Source organism: Vibrio sp. 661, from assembly GCF_033339315.1.
Taxonomy (GTDB): Bacteria; Pseudomonadota; Gammaproteobacteria; order Enterobacterales; family Vibrionaceae; genus Vibrio; species Vibrio alginolyticus.
In genome coordinates, this window is the sequence record NZ_JAWOUJ010000002.1 from 363,383 (window position 1) to 386,004 (window position 22,622).

Consider the following 22,622-nt stretch of genomic DNA (forward strand, 5'->3'; position numbering starts at 1 on the left):
CACTATGTTAAGTCGTTTCTTTATTCAGAGACCTAAATTCGCGCTGGTTATTTCGATCATATTAACGCTAGCCGGCGCGATCTCACTGGCGATTTTGCCAGTGGCTGAGTATCCACAGATAAGCCCGCCATCAGTAAGCGTTTCGGCTTACTACACCGGCGCGAGTGCGGAAGTTGTCGAGCAGGCCATTGCGGACCCCATAGAGACCTCAGTCAACGGCGTTGAGGATATGATATACATGTCTTCAAAGAGCGCGAACGATGGCTCTTACAGCCTAAACGTCACGTTCGATGTCGGCACCGACCCAGATATGGCGCAAGTTAACGTGCAAAACCGCGTGTCACAGATTGAGTCAAAATTGCCTCAAGAAGTTCGCATGGTTGGTGTGACGGTGAAAAAGCGTTCACCTGACTTGCTGATGGTACTTAACTTCTATTCACCTGATGGCAAATACGATGATCAGTTCTTGATTAACTACATTAACTTGAATGTAAAAGATCAGTTGGCTCGTGCGAAAGGTATCAGTGAAGTTAACGTGATTGGTGGTGGCGAATATGCAATGCGTGTTTGGTTAGATCCTGAAAAAATGGCCAACCTTAAGCTAACCACGTCAGACGTATACGCCGCTTTGGCTGAACAGAACGTTCAAGTTGCGGCAGGGCGTGTAGGTGCAGCACCATACAACAATCCGCAAGAAGTTCAGTTTAACCTTGTGACCAAAGGTCGCTTGGAAAGCGTGAGTGAGTTTGAGAACGTAGTCCTTCGAGCTAATCCCAATGGCTCTACGGTTTATCTGAAAGATGTTGCTCGCGTTGAACTAGGCAAAAAGTTCTACGATGGTAACGGTAAGTTCCGTGGCCAGGACGCGTCAATCGTTGCGTTGTCTCTTCAATCGGATGCGAATGCGTTAGAAAGTGGCCAGGCCGTCATGGAGCTCCTTGAAGGCTTGAGCAAAAACTTCCCAGAGGGAATGGAATACGAGACCAGCTACGATACAACCGTGTTCGTATCTGAATCGATCAAAGGGGTAGTAAAAACACTGATTGAAGCGATTCTATTGGTGATTGCTGTAACTTACTTGTTCTTGGGTAGTGCGCGTGCAACGTTGATTCCTGTTGTCGCGATCCCCGTTTCTCTGATTGGTACGTTTGCCATCATGCAGGCAACGGGCTTCACCATTAATACGGTTACTTTGTTTGGCTTGATCCTTGCGATTGGTATCGTGGTGGACGATGCGATTCTGGTTATCGAAAACGTCGATACTACCATGGCGAAAGACCCAACCATCTCACCGCGTAAAGCGACGTTGCTAGCGATGAAAGAAGTAACGGGCCCAATCATCACGTCGACCTTGGTTCTACTTGCGGTATTCATACCCGTAGCCATGCTGCCAGGTATCACCGGTATCATGTATCGCCAGTTCGCTTTGACCATCTGTATTTCGGTTGTGATTTCATCCCTCAATGCATTGACGCTGTCTCCAGCACTTTGTTCTCTGGTATTGAAGCAGGGTGGGGGCAATACCGCTAACTGGTTCCAGGCTTTCAACCGAGGCTTAGAGCGCATCACTACGCGTTATGGCCAGATCGCAGGTTTCTTGGTGAAGAAGTCTTTACTGCTCGTGACGTTCTTTATAGTTGCTATCGCAGCGGTCACTTTCTTTGCGAAAACCACCTCTACAGCGTTTGTTCCTCAAGAAGATAAAGGCATTTTGCTGGTTAACGTACAGCTACCAGATTCAGCCTCTTTATCACGTACTGAAGAAGTCACCAATGATTTAATGACAATGATCGGTGAAGAGCCTGGTGTGGATGGTGTGACGGTTGCGAACGGTTACTCGTTTATGACAGGCGCAGCAGCATCAAACGGTGCTTCTGTATTTATCAAATTGCATGACTGGGATACTCGTAACTCGCTGCAAGGAGAGCACTCTGCTAATGCTATCGCGGCACGTATTAACGGGCGAGCGGCGACAGAGTTACCTCAAGCGGTTGTTTTTGCGATGGGACCACCGGCGGTTCCAGGTATGGGCGCTGCGTCTGGTTTTGAGTTTGTGCTTGAAGACACGCTAGGGCGAAGTCGTACCGACTTGTCGATGGTCATGGGAGAAATGATCCAAGCGGCTAACCAAGCGCCTGAAATTGCCTACACGTTTAGCACGTTCCGCGCGAATGTTCCGCACTACTACGTTGATATCGATCGTGAGAAAGCGCAGCAATTAGGTATTTCGCTGTCGTCTATTTTCCAAACCTTGCAAGGCAACTTAGGTTCGCTTTATGTGAATGACTTCACCATGTTTGGTAAGAACTTCCGCGTAACCATGCAAGCTGATAGCCAGCACCGTAGCAGCATGGAAGATCTAGAGCGTTTCCATGTTCGTTCTTCGAACGGTGATATGGTCCCGTTAAGTACGCTAGTGAGCTACGAGCAAGTGTTTGAGCCTGATGTGGCGTGGCGTTACAACATGTACCGCAGTGCTATCATTCAAGGCCAACCAGCTCCGGGTTACTCTAGTGGTGATGCGATTGCAGCAATGGAACGCGTTGCTGCTGAAGTTCTTCCGCAAGGGTACACGTATGAATGGACAGGTATGGCTTATCAGGAAGTGCTCGCGGGTAACCAAGCCATTTATGCGTTTGCGCTGGCTTTGATCTTCATTTACTTGTTTATGGTGGCTCAGTATGAGAGTTGGAGTATTCCACTGGCTATTATTTTGGTGGTCCCAGTAGCAACGTTAGGTTCCTTCCTTGCGTTGAATCTAACTGGCACGCCGCTTAACTTGTATGCCCAAATTGGTCTTGTCTTGCTCATAGCCTTGGCGGCGAAAAACGCAATTTTGATTGTGGAGTTCGCCAAGCAAGAGCGAGAAGAAAAAGATGCTGATATCGATAGTGCAGCGGTTAAAGGAGGCACTTTACGTTTCCGCGCTGTGAATATGACATCTTGGTCATTTATTTTGGGTATCTTCCCGCTTATCTTTGCCGCTGGCGCGGGGCACGTGAGTCAAAACTCACTCGGCGTGTCGCTGATTGGTGGTCTATTGTGTGTGCTTCTAGCAGGTACATTCTTGATCCCAGGCTTCTACGCTCTGGTGCAAAGACAGCGTGAGAAAGTTCATGGTGGCAACACCAAGCTGGTTCCTCTTGATGATGAATAATCACATCCGAAGTGCGCAGTAAGCACGAAGTGACAATTGAAAAAAGCCCGAAGCAATGATTGCCTCGGGCTTTCTATTTTGAAAAAGGGTTATTTTAGCGCAGTTTTGAATTGTGCAACGGCTTCATCCATATCATGAGCTTGAGCAGAGACAGAGTTCACTTCATGCAAGCATTCCTGAGCGGATTGCATGTTATTCTCAGATATTGCGTTTAGCTCGGTGATTGAACCGCTAACTTGGTTCATCACGATACCTTGTTCTTCAATTGCTGAAGCTATGCGCTCCGAATTACCTTGAATTGAATGCATGTCAGTAATGATCTGTTGCAGGCTAGAATCCAGTTTTTCAGAAGCATTAAGTGTTTGTTGCCCTTGATCGTTACATTGATCAATATCAGCAACAACTGTAGACATTTGAGTTTGAATGTCTGCAACGACCCGCGTGATTTCCTCTGTGGATTGATGAGTTCGGCTAGCTAGGGCGCGTACTTCATCGGCGACAACTGCAAACCCGCGGCCTTGTTCGCCTGCTCGCGCGGCTTCAATTGCTGCGTTGAGAGCTAGTAGGTTGGTTTGCTCTGCAATTTCTTGGATGATGTTCACGGCACCACCAATTTTATCTACATGCTGATTCAGCGAGCCAATCGACTGCTGGCTGTTTGATAAAATCGTGGTTAGTTGACCGATGTTGGTTACCGTCGCCTCAACAACTCCTCGACCTTGTTCGGCATTATTCGCTGCCTGATGTACGCCTTCTACCGCAACTGATGTGCTTTCAGAGATTTCACCTATTGTGGCAACCATTTGCTGAACTGCCGTCGCCATTGATGCAGTGTGGTCAGTTTGAGTGTGGAATTGCTCCATAACGCCTTCTAACTCACGATGCATATTATCGGTACTTGCAGTGAGTTGCGCCGATTTTTCTTGGGTACTACTAATTAGATGCTCAAGCTTATCCAATAGGTCATTGAGGTGATGACTGATATCAAATAGCTCGTCTTGACCTTTCAAATCAGATCGAAGTCCCATGTTGTTCGTTTCGCTGATACTTCGAATGGTGCCAAGTAAGCTATTCACTCGCGTATTGATTGAACGTGAAATTTGCCAAATCAATGCGAAAATAACGACTAAGATCAGAGCTGTAATGACCTGCTTGATGGTCGACATTTGTTCATCACGTTGTGCGGCAGCAGAGCTAAGGGCTGTGGAAAAGGTTTCAAATTGCTCTTCTACGGCATGGGATAATGCGCGAGTTTCACCGAGTAGGCCTTTGTCATAAGCAACCCCAACAACTTGCTTTTGGGCCGCCAATTGCTTACCTGTTTTGATAAGCTCCGGAGCATATTGCCCCTCAAGCAAGTCACTATTGAATAGTCCTGCTTTTACCGCAGAGTCAAAACGGACTAATGCCAATAACTGCTGGTGGTCTGAACGTTGTTTAGCTTCTAATAGTGCTTGTTCGTAACCGGCGAGAAGCCCACTCTTTGAATCAAGCCCGTATCGTTGGTAAGCGCTGACCAGATTCTGAAAGCCCCTTTGGTATGCGAGCAAGTCTTGCTTAAATTGTTGACTGGAAGGTAATTCATTACTCTTGAGTATGTTCGCAAGCTCTTTTTCTGTGTCTATAAACTTGTCAACATTGGCGTCAAACTTATTTAGATATTTGTCATTACTACGCAGTAGGAAATCTTTTTCATTTCTGCGTAAGTTGAGTAAGCGTATTTCTAGATCACCAACGAGTTTGATGGCGTGATTAAGATCATTGCTCTTATTTTCAAAATGGGATGACGTACCCAAAAGGGCCACGATGCCTAAAATGGCGATAACTCCGAGGAAGTAGAGTTTTTGCCTAATAGTCATATTGTTGTTTCCTGAATAAGTAACTAAAAAGAGAAATCCAATGAGATTTCCAAGGGCTAGCAAACGTTGTTCAACTAACATGTCGAGAAAACGACATGCACTAATAAAGCACTTTTTTGCGTTGCTGTTTTTTCGCTCCGTGCTTGTTTTTTGTATCAAGTCGTCGGCGTTGAGAAGCGCGGGTTGGTTTCGTTTTAATACGCTTCTTATCCTGTAAAGCGGCAGCTTTTATCAATGCTTGAAGCCGATTTAGGGCGTCTTCCTTATTTTGTTCTTGTGTCCGAAATTGTTGCGCTTTGATGATGATCACGCCATCTTTACTTATACGACTATCAGAAAGTGCAAGTAATCGCTCTTTGTAAAAGTCAGGTAAGCTTGAATGCCGGATATCAAAGCGCAGGTGTATAGCGGACGCTACCTTGTTAACGTTCTGGCCACCATTTCCTTGAGCTCTAATTGGGGATAATTGAATTTCCCACTCTTGAATTGTGACGGAGTTCGAAATTTTGAGCATGATAAGTAAATGCCGGTAAGGACGATTGAAAGAGCTGATAAATTAACATTACAGATGCACAAATAGAAGAAAAGACATGAGCACGATTGATTTTAGACCCTATGAGGGATTCATATTTGATATGGATGGTACTCTAATCGATACCATGCCAGCCCACTTGGCAGCTTGGCAAGCAACTGCTGAGCGTTTTGATTTTCCGTTTTGCCAGGAATGGTTTCACAGTTTGGGAGGGATGCCGAGCTTTAAAATTGTTGAGGAACTAAATCGTGTGCATGAGCTTTCGTTAGATCCTAAAACTGTCGCGACATTTAAAATGGAAACATTCGCTGCTATGGAGCTTCATGGTGACGTTATTCCTTGCACGAACATCGTGTTAGAGGAATATTTAGGCCATAAGAAAATTGCAGTCGGGACTGGCAGCCAACGAGAAAGTGCCATGCGCTTATTAAGTCATGCAGGTTTATTAGACAAGTTAGATGTTGTAGTAACCGCGAGTGATGTAGAGAACCATAAACCCTTTCCAGATACCTTTTTGGTGGCCGCGGAACAACTCGACTTGGAGGCGTCACAGTGTCTTGTGTTCGAGGATACTGAGTTGGGGAAGCGAGCGGCGCATGCAGCTGGTATGGATTGCGTTATGGTGCAAGATAATGAGTTGATCTTTTTCCCAAAACCATAGTGGCAATATCCCTTAATATGAGATCAAAATGGGGTGCAAATGCACCCCATTAATTTTTACCACATCATCGATCATGAATCATAGATGCTTATTCTGGTTGAACTAGCTCTTGGTATTCAAATGAAGGTACCACAACTTCTACGCGACGGTTTTTCTCACGACCTTCGCGAGTGCTGTTGTCAGCAACTGGGTTTTCTTCACCCATACCTTTAACTGTCAAACGATCTGAACCAATGCCAGCTGCGGTTAGGTAATCAGCAACAGATTGAGCACGACGCTCAGACAGTTTTTGGTTGTATGCCGCAGGGCCTGAGCTATCCGTGTAACCAGTAATCTCTACTTGAGCTTGAGGATATTCGTTCAAGAATGAAACAAAGTTGTCCAGACGTTCAGAAACGGACTCTGTTAACTTAGCACTATCGAATTCAAACGTACCTGTACCGTACTCTTCTTTGTGCACCTTGCTCATCATCACTGGTTCTGGATCTGGCTCGATCACTTCTTCCGTTACAACTGCTGCAACAACTGGAGCTGCTGCGAATTTGTAGTTAACACCGATACCAAAGAAGTTAGCATCCATGTCGTCCCACACGTCGTCAGACATGTCTTGGTAACGTTGGTATTCAGCGCGAACACTCCAGTTTCTATCGATCGAGTATTCAGCACCCAAAGAACCTGTTGGGACAAAGTCTGTTTCGTCATCAGACATCATGTAAGCACCACCGATCTTAGCAAACAGATTCCAAGAGTCGTTTAAGTGCCAGTTGAATTTAGGTGCAAGTGTTAAAGCCGTTAGATTGCCGTCAATCGTATTAACCGTGTTAGCCCCTGACATCGAGTTAGCTTTGTAGTCGCCTAAGAAGTCTACGCCGTACTCTAGCCCAATGATATCGGTAAAGTCATAACCGATATGTAGTCCTGCACCAAACGCTTCATCATCACAAGGGCTATTTAGATAGCAAGCGTCGTCAAGTGTAGTCATGCCCACTTTGCCCCCGATGTACATTTCAGCTTGAGCAGAGTTTAAAAGCGCGCTACTACCAGCTACCACTGCTGCTACTGCAATTGCTACTTTGTTCATAATGTTTCCTTGTATTGATTGCATATTAACTTCTACTTCGTTTTATCAAAAAATTAGAAAAAACCAGCGTTTATAAGAAATTAGTTTAATATTCTAATCATTTCATATCAAGCAACAATATATTTGAACTTGATCAACATTTACTACCCAAAAATACCTCACAAACTTCTGATATTTCTTACATTGTAGTAAAGATTTTTTGGTGCATAAGAAAATTGATGATTATTTTGAACTTTTTTTCGTAAACTTTACTTTACATTGTGCGCAGTAGTTAACAGGTGGCTTTTATTTGCATTTATTTGCAAAAACTGATTGCAAGTCTACGCCTAAGCCGATAAGTTACTTAAACGCTAGACAGAAAATGACCACAGCCCTTGATGCTGCTCGCTTTGTGAACAATGTTGCAATGAGTTCAGTTGGTAAAAATGGGGGCGGAAATAAAACCAGGAAGTAGAAGTAATGTTTCAAACTGATGATGTAAGAATAAATAGAGTAAAAGAGTTATTGCCACCTGTTGCAGTATTAGAGAAGTTCCCAGCGACTGAAACCGCTTCTTCGACCACTTTTGATTGCCGTAACGCCATTCACAATATTCTTGAAGGAAAAGACGATCGATTACTCGTGATCGTTGGTCCGTGTTCTATTCACGATCCGGCTGCCGCGGTTGAGTACGGTAAAAAGCTAAAAGTATTACGTGATGAACTGGGCGAGCAGCTTGAGGTTGTTATGCGAGTTTATTTTGAAAAGCCGCGTACGACCGTTGGTTGGAAAGGCCTTATCAATGACCCTTACTTAAATGACACCTATAAGCTAAATGATGGTCTACGTATCGGACGTAAACTTCTTCTTGATCTAACCGATATGGGCTTGCCAACGGCAAGTGAATTCTTAGATATGATCACACCTCAGTACGTGGCGGATTTGATCAGTTGGGGCGCTATCGGTGCTCGTACGACAGAATCTCAGGTTCACCGCGAGCTAGCTTCTGGTCTTTCTTGTCCTGTAGGTTTCAAAAACGGTACAGACGGGAATATTAAAATAGCGAGCGACGCGATTCGTTCTGCAAGCGCTTCCCATCACTTCCTTTCAGTAACAAAATACGGTCATTCCGCGATCGTAGAAACCGCTGGTAATCCAGACTGCCATATTATTCTACGTGGCGGTAAAGAACCAAACTACAGTGCAGCACATGTAGCTCAAATTAAAGATGAGCTGGACACCGCAGGTCTGCCGAAAAAAGTGATGATTGATTTTAGCCATGCTAACAGCTCGAAGCAGTTCAAGCGTCAAATGCTGGTGTCTGATGATGTATCCGAACAAATCTCTGCTGGCGAAGAAGCCATTTTTGGTGTGATGATCGAGTCTCATTTAGTTGAAGGTCGCCAAGACTTAGTGGATGGCAAAGCAGCCACTTATGGTCAGTCGATTACTGATGCATGTATTGGTTGGGAAGATACGGAAACGGTACTTCGTCAGCTTTCTGATGCAGTAAAAGCGCGCCGCAACAAGTAAGCTCAACAGAAAAACTTTTTAAAAGCGAAAAGTGAATAGTGAAGAGCCAGAGGTACTATGCCTCTGGCTCTTTTTGTTGAGAATTACTCTCATATCTTTCTATTGTTTCTGCTTTCCTATATGTTATCTGTATACGTTGTAACCAAAAGGAATTTGGAATTGAATCGTAATGTATGGCTTCTATCCCTCTGCCAAGCCTTATTAATGACAGGGAATATTTTACTCATATCTGTTATTGCCCTTATTGGCAAAACACTTGCGCCGTCATCAAGTTTTATCACATTACCAGTTGCACTGCAGTTTTTGGGACTGATGGCCGCGACAATTCCTGCGTCGCTAATTATGGGCAAGTTAGGGCGTCGCCTTGGTTTTAGCCTTGGTAATGTCATTGGCATTTTGGGTGCTAGTCTAGCGACGTATGCATTAAGTCAACAAAACTTCTATCTGTTCTGCATGTCTACGTTTTTGCTTGGTGTTGGTATAGGTTTCGGTACTCTATACAGGTTTGCTGCCATTGAAGTGTGTGAAGAGTCGGCAAGGCATAGGGCGATTTCGATATCTATGGCGGGTGGGGTGTTAGCGGCGATCCTTGGGCCTAATCTGGCCGTGTACTCGCAGCAGTGGTCAGATGATGGCTTATACATTAGTGCATTTGCTGTGCTTGTCGTGCTTTATATAACCGCGTTGGTTGTGCTACAAACCATTCGTTTTCCACCTGCACACACGCAGGCGCTACACGCTAAGGCGGATAAGCTGAGACTGATTATTCGTCGACCTAATTTCATGCTGGCAGTTATCGCGGCAATGGTTGCGTACGCGGTGATGAACATTTTAATGACAGCAACTCCTTTAGCGATGATTGGTTGTGGCTTTGATTTTGATAAAGCGGCGGGAGTGATCGAATGGCACGTGTTGGGTATGTTTGCACCTGCGTTTGTCACGGGCCGTCTGATAGAGCGGTTTGGCGCTAAGAATATGATTTTGGCGGGTGGATTGCTATTTGTTGCTTGTATTGGAATTAATATACATGGAGTGTCTATCTGGCATTTTAGTCTTGCTTTAATCCTGTTAGGAATAGGGTGGAACTTTATGTTTATCGCAGCAACCGGGCTGTTTAGTCAAAGTTATGAAGCGAAAAACAGAAGCAAGGCTCAAGCGTTTAATGAATTCTTCGTGTTCAGTTGTGTCACCATCACCGCATTACTATCTGGTTGGCTTGAGTCTACCGTAGGTTGGCAGAATCTTAATTTGTATGTTCTTCCATTTGTGTTACTCGTTATCGCGATGTTTGCGTTAAAAACGAATAAAAAGCCAGAATCACAAACCGCTTAATTGAGGCTTAATATATAACCCGGCCGATCGTGTCGGGTTTGTTTATTAGCTCAAATCAACAATCTCTTCTTTATCTTTTTATCGATAATGTGAATTCCCACAATAAAAATGTCGATTTGATAAGACTTTTTATCTAACTTTTTGTAATAAAAATAAAAATCCTGTATATATCTTGCCGAAAATCAATAAAAACTAAAGAAGTTTCGTCTATGTCAGCCAATATTTCTCATAAAGCTCAAGAAACTCTCGTGAGGGAGTCTGAGGAACTCGTCTCAACAACGAACTTACAAGGTGTTATTACATATTGTAATGAAGCCTTTTGCCGCGTTGCTGAATACACTCACGAAGAACTTGTCGGTCAGAACCACAATATAGTTCGTCATAATGATATGCCTAAAGCCGCTTTCGGTGATATGTGGGCACGCCTTAAACAAGGTAAAGCCTGGCGTGGAATGGTTAAGAATGCCACTAAGTCTGGCGGTTACTATTGGGTTGATGCTTATGTCACCCCTATCTACGAAGACAACCATGTTGTTGGGTATCAATCAGTGCGCGTGAAACCAAAGCGAGAGTGGGTTGATATTGCGACAAAAGCCTACAAAAGCATGCGTGCTGCAGAGAAGTCTGGTCGAACTTGGTCGTTGAAAATCAATGAAACCATTCGCTATGCGATTCTACTTGGTGCACTAACCGCACCTGCAACCGCATATGCGTTGTCTGTTGAAGGGCCGTTGGCTTGGCTTGCAAGTGCGTTACCTGCAAGTGTTCTGGCTCTGTTATTCCGCCAAGAGTTAATTGATACACCTCAGCAACTTAAAAAGTTACAAAAGCAATATGACAGCGTAAGTCGCTTGATCTATTCCGGTAACACGGCATTTTCGATTGCCGATTTCCATATCAAAATGCTATCCGCAAGAATTCGAACCGTGTTAGGAAGGATGACTGACTCCGCATTGCCTTTGCAGCATTGCGCCGAAGAGCTTAGTCAAACAACGGCAGAAGTCTCGGCTGCATTAAATCAGCAAAATACCGATATTCATCGTGTGCGAGATGCTACCCAAGAGGTGGAGTCGTCGGCAAATTCGGTTTCTTCGAGTACCAATGATGCCCATATGTTGATTGATGATACATTGAAGTCATGCTTGATGGCGAAGGAGACCATCGATCAAACGCACACCAATCTAGCGAAGTTAAGCCTTCAAGCTGAAAAAGCGACGGAAACGACGTATCAACTGAGTGATCAGGCGCAGAAGGTGAACCATTTGATGGAAGAGATTGGTGGGATCGCAGAGCAAACCAATTTACTGGCACTCAACGCGGCGATTGAAGCGGCAAGAGCAGGGGAGCAAGGTCGTGGTTTTGCTGTTGTAGCTGATGAGGTCCGCGCGCTTTCTGGGCGAACATCCAATGCAACTGAACAAATCCAAGCCTCTATCTCCACTATGTTGGCAACGATTCAAAGTTGGCAGAAAGATATTCTGGCAAACAAAGAGCAAACCGATGCCTGTTCTCAAGTAGCAGAACAAAGTGCGTTACGTTTGTCTGAAGTTGAACAGATGATGCAAACCATGAGTGGGCTGATGGTTGATGTAGCAGAAGCGGCGAATAACCAGTTAAAGCTATCTAGTGATGTAAACCAGCACATTCATTCTATCGCTTCGACCGCAGAACAAAACTTGGCAGCAACACATTCAGTTGAGCAAAATAGCCGACAGTTGAAAGACCAAGTACAAGATTTCTATCAGCTCGCACTTCGATTTGAAGACAAATAGTCGTAACGAAAGTTGTGATGTTTATGTCCTGGCTGCGTTTATGCGAATAGGAGCCAGATAAAAGAAAGCCCCGCCATTGCTGGTGGGGCTTTTCAGTTTTCACATTCGCAATAGAGAAAACTGATTATCTTTTTACTGCAATTACGCGAGTAGCTCTTTTGCTGTGTTCACTACGTTTTCAGTCGTGAAACCAAACATTTTGAATAGTTCGCCGGCTGGTGCAGATTCACCGAATGAAGTCATACCAATGATGCGACCGTCGAAGCCTACGTACTTGTACCAGAAGTCAGCAATACCTGCTTCAATTGCGATACGCGCTGTTACGTCTGATGGCAGTACAGCTTCACGGTAAGCGGCGTCTTGTTTGTCGAATGCGTCTGTTGATGGCATTGAAACAACGCGTACTTTCTTACCTTCAGCAGTTAGCTGTGCTGCTGCTTCTACTGCTAGTTCAACTTCAGAACCTGTTGCGATAAGGATTAGCTCTGGCTTGCCTTCGCAATCTTTCAGAATGTAAGCACCTTTCGCGATGTCTGCTACTTGTTCTGCTGTGCGCTCTTGTTGCGCAAGGTTTTGACGAGAGAAGATAAGTGCTGTCGGTGCATCTTTACGTTCAATCGCTAGTTTCCAAGCTACAGCGGACTCAACTTGGTCACATGGACGCCATGTGCTCATGTTTGGTGTTAGGCGTAGCGATGCCATTTGCTCAACTGGTTGGTGAGTTGGACCATCTTCGCCAAGACCGATAGAGTCATGCGTGTACACTTGGATGTTCTGAATTTTCATCAGCGCAGCCATACGCATTGCGTTACGTGCGTACTCCATGAACATTAGGAATGTTGCGCCGTAAGGAACGAAACCACCGTGTAGCGCGATACCGTTCATGATCGCTGTCATACCGAATTCACGTACGCCGTAGTGGATGTAGTTACCAGAGAAGTCGCTTGCTTCTAGAGACTTAGAACCAGACCACATTGTTAGGTTAGAAGGTGCTAGGTCAGCAGAGCCACCCATGAACTCTGGTAGTAGAGCACCAAATGCTTCTAGAGCATTTTGAGACGCTTTACGTGATGCAATGTTTGCTGGGTTAGCTTGAAGATCAGCAATGATTTGGCTTGCTTTCTCTTCCCACTGTGCAGGAAGCTCACCGTTTACGCGGCGTTTAAATTCAGCTGCCAGCTCAGGGTACGCTGCTTCATAAGCTGCAAATTTCTCGTTCCACGCTGCTTCCTTAGCTGCGCCTGTTTCTTTCGCTGACCATTCTGCGTAGACTTCTTGCGGAATTTCAAAAGGACCGTGCTCCCAACCTAGTTCTTTGCGTGTTGCTGCAATTTCTTCAGCGCCTAGTGGCGAACCGTGACAATCGTGTGAACCAGATTTGTTTGGTGAACCAAAACCGATGATAGTCTTAGTACAGATAAGTGTAGGACGTGGATCCGCTTTCGCCGCTTCAATTGCTGCGTTGATTGCGTCAGCATCGTGACCATCGACTGCAGGGATTACGTGCCAACCGTAAGCTTCGAAACGCTTAGGTGTGTCGTCAGAGAACCAACCTTCAACGTGACCGTCGATAGAGATGCCGTTGTCATCCCAGAATGCAATCAGCTTGCCTAGACCTAGAGTACCTGCAAGAGAACATGCCTCGTGCGAAATACCTTCCATCAGACAGCCGTCGCCCATGAACACGTAAGTGAAGTGGTCAACGATGTCGTGGCCTTCTTTGTTGAATTGCGCTGCTAGCGCTTTTTCAGCTAGAGCCATACCAACCGCGTTAGTGATGCCTTGACCTAGCGGACCCGTTGTGGTCTCGATACCTGGCGCGTAACCGTACTCTGGGTGACCAGGAGTTTTAGAGTGAAGCTGACGGAAGTTTTTCAGATCGTCGATAGACAACTCGTAACCTGCAAGGTGCAGTAGAGAGTAAATCAGCATTGAGCCGTGGCCGTTAGACAGTACGAAACGGTCGCGGTCTGCCCACTCAGGGTTTGATGGGTTGTGGTTTAGATGAGAGCGCCAAAGAACTTCAGCGATGTCAGCCATACCCATAGGTGCACCTGGGTGACCAGAGTTAGCTTGTTGAACACCATCCATGCTTAGCGCACGGATTGCATTTGCTAGATGTTTACGATCCATAGTGATTACTTCTCGATATTTGATTTAAATAGAGGGAACTCGCCGAAACAAGTTCAAATAGAATTTTTTGAAAATAGTGCTGATGGTAAAAGCGAGTAGACGGGCTACTCGCTTTTGGTAAGCAATTAAAGCTTAGCTTCGATCATCGCTTCTAGTTTGCCTTGGTCAACGGCGAAGTTGCGGATACCTTCAGCCAGCTTCTCAACAGCCATTGGGTCTTGGTTATGTTCCCATAGGAATTCAGCGTGAGTCATTGGTGCTGGACGCTCAGCTGCGCCTTTAGAATCAACTAGTTTCTCAACTACTTCACCTTCAGCTGCTTCTAGTTCTGCAAGTAGAGCAGGAGCGATAGTTAGACGGTCACAACCAGCTAGTTCTAAGATCTCACCGATATTACGGAAGCTTGCGCCCATAACTACAGTTTTGTAGCCGTATTCTTTGTAGTAGTTGTAGATCTTAGTTACAGATAGTACGCCTGGATCTTCTTGAGCTTCGAAGTCACGGCCTTCTTTCGCTTTGTACCAGTCCATGATACGACCAACGAATGGCGAGATTAGGAATACACCCGCTTCTGCACAAGCACGTGCTTGAGCGAACGAGAATAGAAGCGTTAGGTTACAGTTGATGCCTTCTTTTTCTAGGATCTCAGCTGCGCGAATGCCTTCCCAAGTTGAAGCCAGTTTGATAAGGATACGGTCGTTAGTGATGCCAGCATCGTTGTACATTTTCACTAGTTGACGAGCTTTCGCTACGCTGCCTTCCATATCGTAAGATAGACGAGCGTCTACTTCTGTAGAGATACGACCTGGGATAGTTTTTAGGATTTCTTTACCGATGTTTACTGCAAGCATGTCACAAGTGTCTTGAACTTGTTGAGCTTTGTCATTGCTCTGTGCTTTAGCGTATTCGATTGAAGCATCGATTAGAGGTGCGTACTCTGCGATTTGAGCGGCTTTAAGGATAAGAGAAGGGTTAGTTGTTGCGTCTTCTGGCTGATACTTTTTAATTGCATCAATCTCGCCAGTGTCTGCTACTACAGTCGTTAGTTTACGAAGTTGCTCTAACTTGTTGCTCATAATCGATCATCCTATTTAAATGGGCTTAAGCGTGATTTTTGTTATCACAGCTTGTGCATTTGCAAGCGAGTTAGCTAACCGTCTCATCGCATTTAATGAGACATCTGCTCAGCCAACTACGGAAAATTTCGTTACCGAACAAATGCTATGAACATTTGATCGATAGCTGAGTAAATGATGTGTCCATATTTATCCTATCTATGCTGAAAGTCAATCGCTGAAATGGACTTATAGTGAACTTCATCAACGTTTTTTTACTGTGTGTTTAGTGGTTAACCCAAATAAACGTTTGCCCTTATTGTTCAAAGCTTGAGCGTTGTCCAAGAGGGTAAAAAATTGTAGTGAGAAAATGTTATTGCGATGAGCAAATGTAGCGTTTAAATTGATAAAGAACATATGCTAAGTCAATGAGCATATGTTCACTTATTGCATACAATATCGATCCTCTTAAAGGGCGAGAGAAACCATGAGCAGTTCTAATCAAGATATTTCCATTGAAAACACGGATTTGTTGACAGAGATTTCCGTCGCGTATTATCAAGACGGTGCGACTCAGGAAGAGATATCGAGAAAATTTGCCATATCACGCGCAAAGGTTGGGCGAATGCTCAAGCAGGCGCGTGATGAAGGCATTGTTGAAATTACCGTTAAATATCATCCGGTGTTCAGCGCCAAGATCGAACAACGTTTGATCGAACGATTCGGCGTTAAGCGCGCGCTTGTTGCTCTTGATCAACCGAATGAAGAAGCGCAACGACTACAGGTATCGGGATTGGTGTCCAATTATCTCACTAGCACGCTCAAAAACGGCATGGTGGTGACGGTCGGACAAGGGCGCAACGTGTCGTCTGTCGCTCACCATATTGGTGTTATTACGCCGCGTGATTGTAAATTTGTGTGTGGCATTGGTGGTATTCATCCGCGTGGCGGTATGTATAACGCCGACCATATTTGTCGTCAGTTGGCGAAGAAATATGGGGGAACCTCTGAAACACTTTATGCGCCGGCTTACGCAGAAAACAGAGAACAGAAGTTGGCCTTTATGCAAAATGCAACCGTGAAACAAACGCTCGACCTAGCACGTAAAGCCGATGTCGCTTTGGTTGGTATTGGTGACATGAGCGAAAACAGTTACATGGTCGACTTAGGTTGGTTTACGCCTGATGAAGTGGTTCAGTCGAGACTTCAACAAGGTGTGGTAGGGGATTTTGCAGGTTATGACTTCTTTGATATTCACGGTAATGTAGCGAACACGGTAATGAGTGACCGAGTAATTGGACTTGGTATTGAAGAGTTTCGGCCGATCTCGGAAGTCATTGCGATCGCAGCTGAGAACAGCAAGCCACTCGCTCTACTCGGAGCATTAAGAACTGGAGCGATAGACGTGATCGCCACGAGCGTTAGCAACGCATTAACCGTGCTCAACTTAGATGAGCAAATGCACGGCAACGCGACATCTGAACGCTAACGGAAATAGTCGGCTTTTGATGTAGTCAGGCTATGAGGGGTGACAAATCACTCATAGCCAGTTTCTATTTCGAAATGACAAGTTTGGTTTAGAAGCTGCGTTTAGTTTATTGGAACACACCATCTTTAGATAAACGTAAGATACTTTGTTAAACAGACACTTGTCTTAACGCTCGATAGGTAGAGAGTGGTCAGCACCCCATTCGGTCCAAGAACCGTCGTACACCGACAGATTGTCTAGACCAATTTGATACGCCGCGAGTAATAAAATGCATGCGGTTACACCGGAACCGCAACTAAAAATAATCGAATTGTCACTATCTATCGTTAGTGCGCTAAATATCTGTTGCAACTCTGAGTTTGGTTTAATGTGACCGTTGGTCAAGAGTTCTTGAAACGGTAAGCAAACCGAATTTGGAATGTGCCCACTACGTAGACCTTCTCGTGGCTCAGGCACTTCACCAAGGAATCGTGCTTTGGCTCTGGCATCGATGATGTTGGCACTTTTATTGGTTGAATGAGCAAGAACATCTTGTGCACTCAAAAAGGCATTTTGGTTGAGCTTACCCGCAAAGTTACCTCTTTCGCTTGGTTGCGATAGGGTACTTTCAACAGGTAATCCGGCTTCAATCCAAGCAGGAAGACCGCCATTTAAGACTCGAACATTATCATGTCCCATAGCTTTGAACATCCACCAAGCTCTTGGCGCGGCTAAAGTGCCAGAGTTGTCGTAAACCACAATCAAATCTTCGTTGTTCAAACAGAGTTGTTGCGCACTTTGGTTGAAGCCTTCTTCTGTTGGCATCATATGCGGCAGGGAAGAACCGGGTAAGCAAAAGTCATTGTCGTAATCGAAGCGTAAAGTATTTGGAATCCACTTATCTTGAATCTTTTTGCCTTCAGAAGGGATTTGAAACGCAATACTAGCGTCGAGGAGCTTGACGTTAGGTTGGCCGAGAAGGCTATTGAGTTCATCAGTACTAATCAGTGCTTGCATTGTCTTGAGTTTGCTAGGTGGATAATCTTACTGTTTTACAACAAAAAAATCGCATGTTCAAAAGAACGATGCGATTTTTAAGTTAAAGATTGAAGATTTGTTCTGAAAGACAGCTTTCGATTTACCCAGTTACATGGTCCAAGTGTTGTCTCCTGAAGTAATGACTTTCTGAATTGGGTCGCTGCCGTCATAGAACCAAATTTCAACAAGTAGGCTACCTTGGCTATCAGAAACATTAAAGTCGACATTTGCTGTACCATTGTTGAGTGGAACCGATGCGACTTTGCTTGGGTATTTTGCATCGTAGTTACCTGAACTGTTCTCGACGAACTCTTTGTACACGCTTAGGTGCGCTCGTTGAGAAGAGAAACCACTGATGTCTACATTGAGCGTACCTTCCGTCACTGGGTTGTAGCTAAAGCCATCCGGTACTACTAGGTCCTGCATGGTTGCATCTTCTACAGTTACGGTAGTCTCTTCTACGGTTGTTTCTTCCTGTTGGGTAGTGTCTTCCTCTACAACGGTCGTTTGAGCTGGTGGAGGTGGTGTACTGTTACCACCACCGCCGCCACCGCCACAAGCTGATAGTGCTAATCCCATGATGATTGTGATAAGTGCTTTCATAATGTTATCTCCCTATGGAATGTAGCATTTGTTAGGTGTTGGAGCGGTGTGCCAATCTGTGCTTAGTTCGCCACCAGACTCAGCCCAAGTTTGGAATTGAGGGTATGCATCGACCATGTCTACACGCTCTAGCGGCCAATCCCAATCCTCTACTATCAACAGTGCCCAAGGTAAGTTGTTTGCTGTTTTGAAGTACACACCTTGTGCAGGGTCACTTGCATCGACGCCGACACCGAAGAGGTTTTGGTCATCAAACTGTTCTGTTGGTGCTTGGTCTGCTAAGTGAACTTCCCATTTACGACCTGGTTGGAAGGTAATCCCGTCGCCATGGTAAGTCCCCGGCGTTGCGAAGATGAACGGGTCGTATGGCATGGCTTGAATGGCTGAACGGTCAGAGCCTTCGGTGAAGTACACATTCAAGGTAAAGGTGAGTGAAACGTTATCATCACAGCCAGACTCGGTACGGAAGTAGCTACAGCTGCTCGCCGCGTGTGTGCTTAAGTCTTCACTGATGATGAAAATGGCTTCATCAGAAATACTTTCCAAGCCATTAGATGCTTGCTCTACACCATTGAAGGATAGCGTCGTTAATCCATTTTCAATCGAGCTTCTCAATACACCCGGTAGTCGGATTGCGAAGCCATTTTTGTAGCTTGCGCCGTAAGCCGCTAGGTCACCTGTAATCTGAATATTCTCAACATGACCAGCAAGACTGGTTTCAGTGATGCGGAATTTCACGACCACATCGTTCATGTCGTAGTCTGCGGTGTATGGCCAATTATCTTCATAAGCCACGGTGGCGTAATCTTCTGCACTCGGGAAATATTCCACTGAGTAGCCATTACCAGTGATAGTAATTGGGTAATCTTCCACCTCACCAGATGTCGAACCACCATCGTAGTTTAATCCGGTTTGTTGGCTAAAGCGGAATCGACTCCAGCTTGAACCTTCCGTTGCAGCGGTTGAAACGACAAACGGTAGGGGATTATTACCCGCAGACAGTAATTGGTCAGTAAAGACCTGTTCGCCTTCATCATCAAAGTCACCATCGCGGTTCCAGTCAAACCATGCTGATAGGTAGCCAGAAGTAGAAGCTGTCACATTCACAATTGAGCTTAAGCCTGGATCAAGTGCGGATACAAAACCAACACCATCTTCATCGGCTGTGCCCACAGAGTTATCGTTTGCCTGTCCGTCGGCATCACCATCTGGAGCGACGGAACCAAGCCAAGTTACACCGTCCACTTCGTGACGAGGACCGTTTGACGCAAGTGTTGTGTGGTAGCTGTCTGGAGCATCACCGAAATCAATTGGCTCGTCTTCGTTAATCACCGGAGCATTTGCACAACGTGCACCGTCATTTTGGCTTGAGCTTGGACCGTTGGATACAAACTCAACCGCAGGAACGATACCTGCTGCGATATTGGCTGCGTTATCTTCCGAAAGGTCAACGCGATAGATTTTGCCATCTTGGTTACGTGATACGTAGTAGTTGCCGTTTACATCGAAGTAGCCAGCACCAAATGTGCCTTTCTCACCTGTGTCACCTATCGCAGTTGCGCTACCGTTTGATGGGTTGAACTGATATAGCACACCAGAGTTGTTGTCGATGCCGTAAAGGGAGCCATCACCTGGATGGAATGCAAAGTCGGTTAGGTTCACTGTCGCTGTTGAGCTAATTTTCACGATGCTCAATGTCGCATTTGGATCAGAATCGAGCGGAGAAAGGTCAATGGAGAAAAGTCCTTTGCCTTTGCGGTACAAGTAGTAGACGTGGTTGTAAACGTCACCTACGTAAAACGTGTGGTCGGTAGGAAGACCCGAAACATCAAGTGTCTCTGCTTGGAAGTCTTGACCAAGACGAACAATCTTTTTGTTTGTGGTGTCGTAGCCGTAGATATAACGGTCAGTGAAGTTAAAGCCTACACCGTTGATGCCCGAAGCCAAACCTGTGTCGTCCTCTAAAAGAGTCGTAGAGCCTGTGACCAAATTGACGCCATAGATTTGAACCGGGGTTGATTGGAATAGGTATGCTTGGCTTGGGCACGTATCAAATGGCGCCGCTTGTGCGTAAGCGCTCGCTATTAGAGACCCAAGTAGTAGTGATGTCCTTTTCATAATTCGCCCTCTCATTGGTTCGTGATATATGCAATGAAAGGAATGTGCCAACTTTTAACTTGTTGAATTTTATAGAGCTAAGATTTGTAAGAAGAAGGGTTGTAAATCTGATTGTCAAAATGAGAAAAAGCCCAACATCGAGTTGGGCTTTTTGGGAATGATTAGAGGTATAGAACTAACTACAAACCGGACAGGTTGGCATTTTCATCAGATTCATTTCTCGCCAAGACATGCTGAGCGCGTCCAAAATCAGAATTTTGCCTTTCTTTGGTTGGCCGTAATCAGCAATCACTTTGATCGTCTCCATCGCTTGTACTGCGCCAACAATACCCACAACAGGAGCCATGACTCCGGCTTCGACACAACTTAACGCACTGCTGCCGAAGAGGGCACTTAAGCACTGGTAACATGGTTGAGTTGGGTCGTCGTAAGTAAACACACTCACTTGGCCTTCCATACGAATAGCCGCGCCTGAAATTAGCGGTGTTTTAGTCGCAAAACATAGGCGGTTAAGTTGATTGCGCGTATCGACGTTATCTGATGCATCGACAACAATAGTGTGTTGCTTAATCAGGCTTTCTAACGCTGTATCATCAAGACGTTTTGCGATGGTATCTACAATGATGTGCGGATTAAGTTCGCGTAGTGCATCTGCCGCTGATTCTACCTTCTTACGACCAATATCTGCATCGTGGTGCAGCACTTGGCGCTGAAGGTTAGACAATTCGACGATATCATCATCAATCAGTGTGATTTTACCGACACCAGCAGTGGCCAAATATTGGCTTGATGCGCAGCCTAAACCGCCAGCACCAAGCATCAATACCGATGCTTGTTTGAGTGCTTCTTGTCCTTCAAAGTCAAACTGACGAAGAATGATTTGGCGGTTGTAACGCAGCATTTCCTGATCGGAAAGAATATCCACAACGACTTCCTAGTAAAGGGTTGAGTTGAATAGTTGAATCTGAACCGTTTCGCCCACTTCAACTCGGCCGCGTTCGCGTTCCAATACAACAAAGCAGTTCGCTAGGCTCATTGAGCGGAACGCGCCAGAGCTCTGGTTGCCGGTTGTTTCAACCACAAACTTACCATCTTCCAATGTGTAGATACCACGTTGATAATCGGTACGACCTGGCGCTTTCTTAAATGCGGTTTTGGTTGTTGCTGGAATAGACTCGGGTGCTTTCCATTCGGTATGACCTGCAAGTTTTGCCAGCATTGGTTGAACAAGCACGTACATAGTAAGAACTGCAGAAACCGGGTTACCTGGCAGACCACAGAACCAAGCAGTGCTTAGCTTGCCAAATGCGAAAGGTTTACCCGGCTTGATTGCTAGCTTCCAGAAGCCAATTTCACCAAGTTCTTCAAGAATGTCTTTGGTGTAATCTGCTTCGCCTACACTGACACCGCCTGAGGTCACGACCACATCTGCCAATGTTTGCGCTTGCTCAAAGGTCGCTTTCAGAGTCTCTGGGCAATCTGGAATGATACCAAGATCAACGGCTTCACAACCGAAGTTCTCGATAAGTGGTTTAATACCGTAACGGTTGCTGTCGTAGATCTGACCTTCGTCTAGCGGTTCGCCCAGTGGTTTAAGTTCATCACCAGTAGAGAAGAAAGCAACTTTTGGCTTACGTACTACTGTCACATGGCTAACACCAAGCGACGCAATCATCGGAATATCGCGAGGTGTCAAACGTGCACCTTTTGCCAGTACGATGTCGCCTTGTTTGATGTCGTCACCTGTTGGGCGGATGTTGTTTTGTGGCTTCACGTCGGTTTGGTTGAACTGAATGCCAGCATCTGTTACTTCAGTGTTTTCTTGCATGATAACGGCATCACAACCCTGTGGGATTTTTGCGCCAGTCATGATGCGAACACAGGTACCTTGAGGCCATTCACCTTCAAAAGGTTGTCCTGCAAATGATTTACCTGCCAGAGGCAATACAGAAGATGACTCAAGATCTTGAATGCGAATAGCGTAGCCATCCATTGCTGAGTTATCGAATGGTGGTACGTGAATAGGAGACAAAATGTCTTCTGCCAGTACAAAACCGAGTGCTTCAGCAAGTGGAAGAGAAAGCGTTGTTTGGATAGGTTTGATTCGCGATAACATTTTGTCCATCGCTTCTTCAATTGGCATCAAGCCAGGTGCGTCGCAGCAGCCCATTGAGAAAATCCTGTGTTCTTTTGTTTTGTGGCAACTTTACCATAAAAGGGGACTGAGTAAGAATGTCCACCTATAAAATATGGGTGTAATTATTCAAAAATCCGAGTATCCTTGTCAGCCATCCAAAAGGG

General features: G+C 45.4%; 16 protein-coding genes. 6 read left to right on the forward strand and 10 right to left on the reverse strand.

Annotated features, from left to right (window positions below):
* Positions 1 to 4 precede the first annotated feature (4 nt).
* Positions 5 to 3,157, forward strand: a complete 3,153-nt coding sequence (gene vmeZ, locus R7P69_RS05970) for a multidrug efflux RND transporter permease subunit VmeZ (RefSeq protein WP_238952735.1) — start codon at positions 5 to 7, stop codon at positions 3,155 to 3,157.
* 89 nt (positions 3,158 to 3,246) lie between these two features.
* Here vmeZ and R7P69_RS05975 read toward each other — a convergent pair whose 3' ends face one another.
* Together R7P69_RS05975 and arfB are read right to left on the reverse strand one after the other, a co-directional pair.
* The gene (locus tag R7P69_RS05975; protein ID WP_025767924.1) at positions 3,247 to 5,016 is read right to left on the reverse strand and encodes a methyl-accepting chemotaxis protein; all 1,770 of its coding nucleotides are present in this window, start codon (positions 5,014 to 5,016) and stop codon (positions 3,247 to 3,249) included.
* Positions 5,017 to 5,116: 100 nt separating this feature from the next.
* A complete protein-coding gene (arfB, locus tag R7P69_RS05980) occupies positions 5,117 to 5,530 on the reverse strand; it encodes an alternative ribosome rescue aminoacyl-tRNA hydrolase ArfB (RefSeq protein ID WP_238952734.1) in 414 nt (137 codons plus the stop codon).
* Positions 5,531 to 5,606: 76 nt separating this feature from the next.
* On the opposite strand from arfB, the gene R7P69_RS05985 reads away from it, so the two are divergent.
* On the forward strand, positions 5,607 to 6,209 hold the full coding sequence (locus R7P69_RS05985; RefSeq protein ID WP_017819896.1) for a beta-phosphoglucomutase family hydrolase: 603 nt from the start codon (positions 5,607 to 5,609) through the stop codon (positions 6,207 to 6,209).
* Positions 6,210 to 6,297: 88 nt separating this feature from the next.
* Here the strand turns inward: R7P69_RS05985 and R7P69_RS05990 are convergent, their stop codons facing one another.
* Positions 6,298 to 7,290, reverse strand: coding sequence for an OmpA family protein (locus tag R7P69_RS05990; protein ID WP_017819897.1), 993 nt, complete (start codon positions 7,288 to 7,290; stop codon positions 6,298 to 6,300).
* Between the two features lie 459 nt (positions 7,291 to 7,749).
* Here R7P69_RS05990 and aroG point away from each other — a divergent pair, with 459 nt between their 5' ends.
* The 3 genes from aroG (at position 7,750) to R7P69_RS06005 (ending at position 11,906) form a co-directional block, all read left to right on the forward strand.
* Positions 7,750 to 8,802 (forward strand): 3-deoxy-7-phosphoheptulonate synthase AroG, encoded by a 1,053-nt coding sequence (gene aroG / locus R7P69_RS05995; protein ID WP_017635200.1) that lies wholly within the window; start codon positions 7,750 to 7,752, stop codon positions 8,800 to 8,802.
* 159 nt (positions 8,803 to 8,961) lie between these two features.
* Positions 8,962 to 10,134: an MFS transporter gene (locus R7P69_RS06000; protein WP_021035943.1), complete on the forward strand. Its 1,173-nt coding sequence runs from the start codon at positions 8,962 to 8,964 to the stop codon at positions 10,132 to 10,134.
* A gap of 209 nt (positions 10,135 to 10,343) precedes the next feature.
* Complete coding sequence (locus R7P69_RS06005; protein ID WP_017819900.1) at positions 10,344 to 11,906, forward strand: methyl-accepting chemotaxis protein; 1,563 nt, start codon at positions 10,344 to 10,346, stop codon at positions 11,904 to 11,906.
* 141 nt (positions 11,907 to 12,047) lie between these two features.
* Here R7P69_RS06005 and tkt read toward each other — a convergent pair whose 3' ends face one another.
* Both tkt and tal read right to left on the reverse strand, forming a co-directional pair.
* Complete coding sequence (gene tkt / locus R7P69_RS06010; RefSeq protein ID WP_258487907.1) at positions 12,048 to 14,039, reverse strand: transketolase; 1,992 nt, start codon at positions 14,037 to 14,039, stop codon at positions 12,048 to 12,050.
* Positions 14,040 to 14,164: 125 nt separating this feature from the next.
* Positions 14,165 to 15,115, reverse strand: coding sequence for a transaldolase (gene tal / locus R7P69_RS06015; protein WP_005373488.1), 951 nt, complete (start codon positions 15,113 to 15,115; stop codon positions 14,165 to 14,167).
* Positions 15,116 to 15,581: 466 nt separating this feature from the next.
* On the opposite strand from tal, the gene R7P69_RS06020 reads away from it, so the two are divergent.
* Complete coding sequence (locus R7P69_RS06020; protein ID WP_005387670.1) at positions 15,582 to 16,583, forward strand: sugar-binding transcriptional regulator; 1,002 nt, start codon at positions 15,582 to 15,584, stop codon at positions 16,581 to 16,583.
* A 165-nt stretch (positions 16,584 to 16,748) separates the two neighbouring features.
* On the opposite strand, the gene R7P69_RS06025 is transcribed toward R7P69_RS06020, so the two are convergent.
* From R7P69_RS06025 to moeA, 5 genes are all read right to left on the reverse strand, one after another.
* Positions 16,749 to 17,579: a sulfurtransferase gene (locus tag R7P69_RS06025; RefSeq protein ID WP_258619312.1), complete on the reverse strand. Its 831-nt coding sequence runs from the start codon at positions 17,577 to 17,579 to the stop codon at positions 16,749 to 16,751.
* Positions 17,580 to 17,708: 129 nt separating this feature from the next.
* The gene (locus R7P69_RS06030; protein WP_104976219.1) at positions 17,709 to 18,203 is read right to left on the reverse strand and encodes a hypothetical protein; all 495 of its coding nucleotides are present in this window, start codon (positions 18,201 to 18,203) and stop codon (positions 17,709 to 17,711) included.
* Positions 18,204 to 18,215: 12 nt separating this feature from the next.
* Positions 18,216 to 20,321, reverse strand: a complete 2,106-nt coding sequence (locus R7P69_RS06035; RefSeq protein ID WP_318121488.1) for an LruC domain-containing protein — start codon at positions 20,319 to 20,321, stop codon at positions 18,216 to 18,218.
* 175 nt (positions 20,322 to 20,496) lie between these two features.
* Positions 20,497 to 21,246 (reverse strand): molybdopterin-synthase adenylyltransferase MoeB, encoded by a 750-nt coding sequence (gene moeB, locus R7P69_RS06040; protein ID WP_054574696.1) that lies wholly within the window; start codon positions 21,244 to 21,246, stop codon positions 20,497 to 20,499.
* Between the two features lie 9 nt (positions 21,247 to 21,255).
* Positions 21,256 to 22,491 (reverse strand): molybdopterin molybdotransferase MoeA, encoded by a 1,236-nt coding sequence (moeA, locus tag R7P69_RS06045; protein WP_017635208.1) that lies wholly within the window; start codon positions 22,489 to 22,491, stop codon positions 21,256 to 21,258.
* Positions 22,492 to 22,622 lie beyond the last annotated feature (131 nt).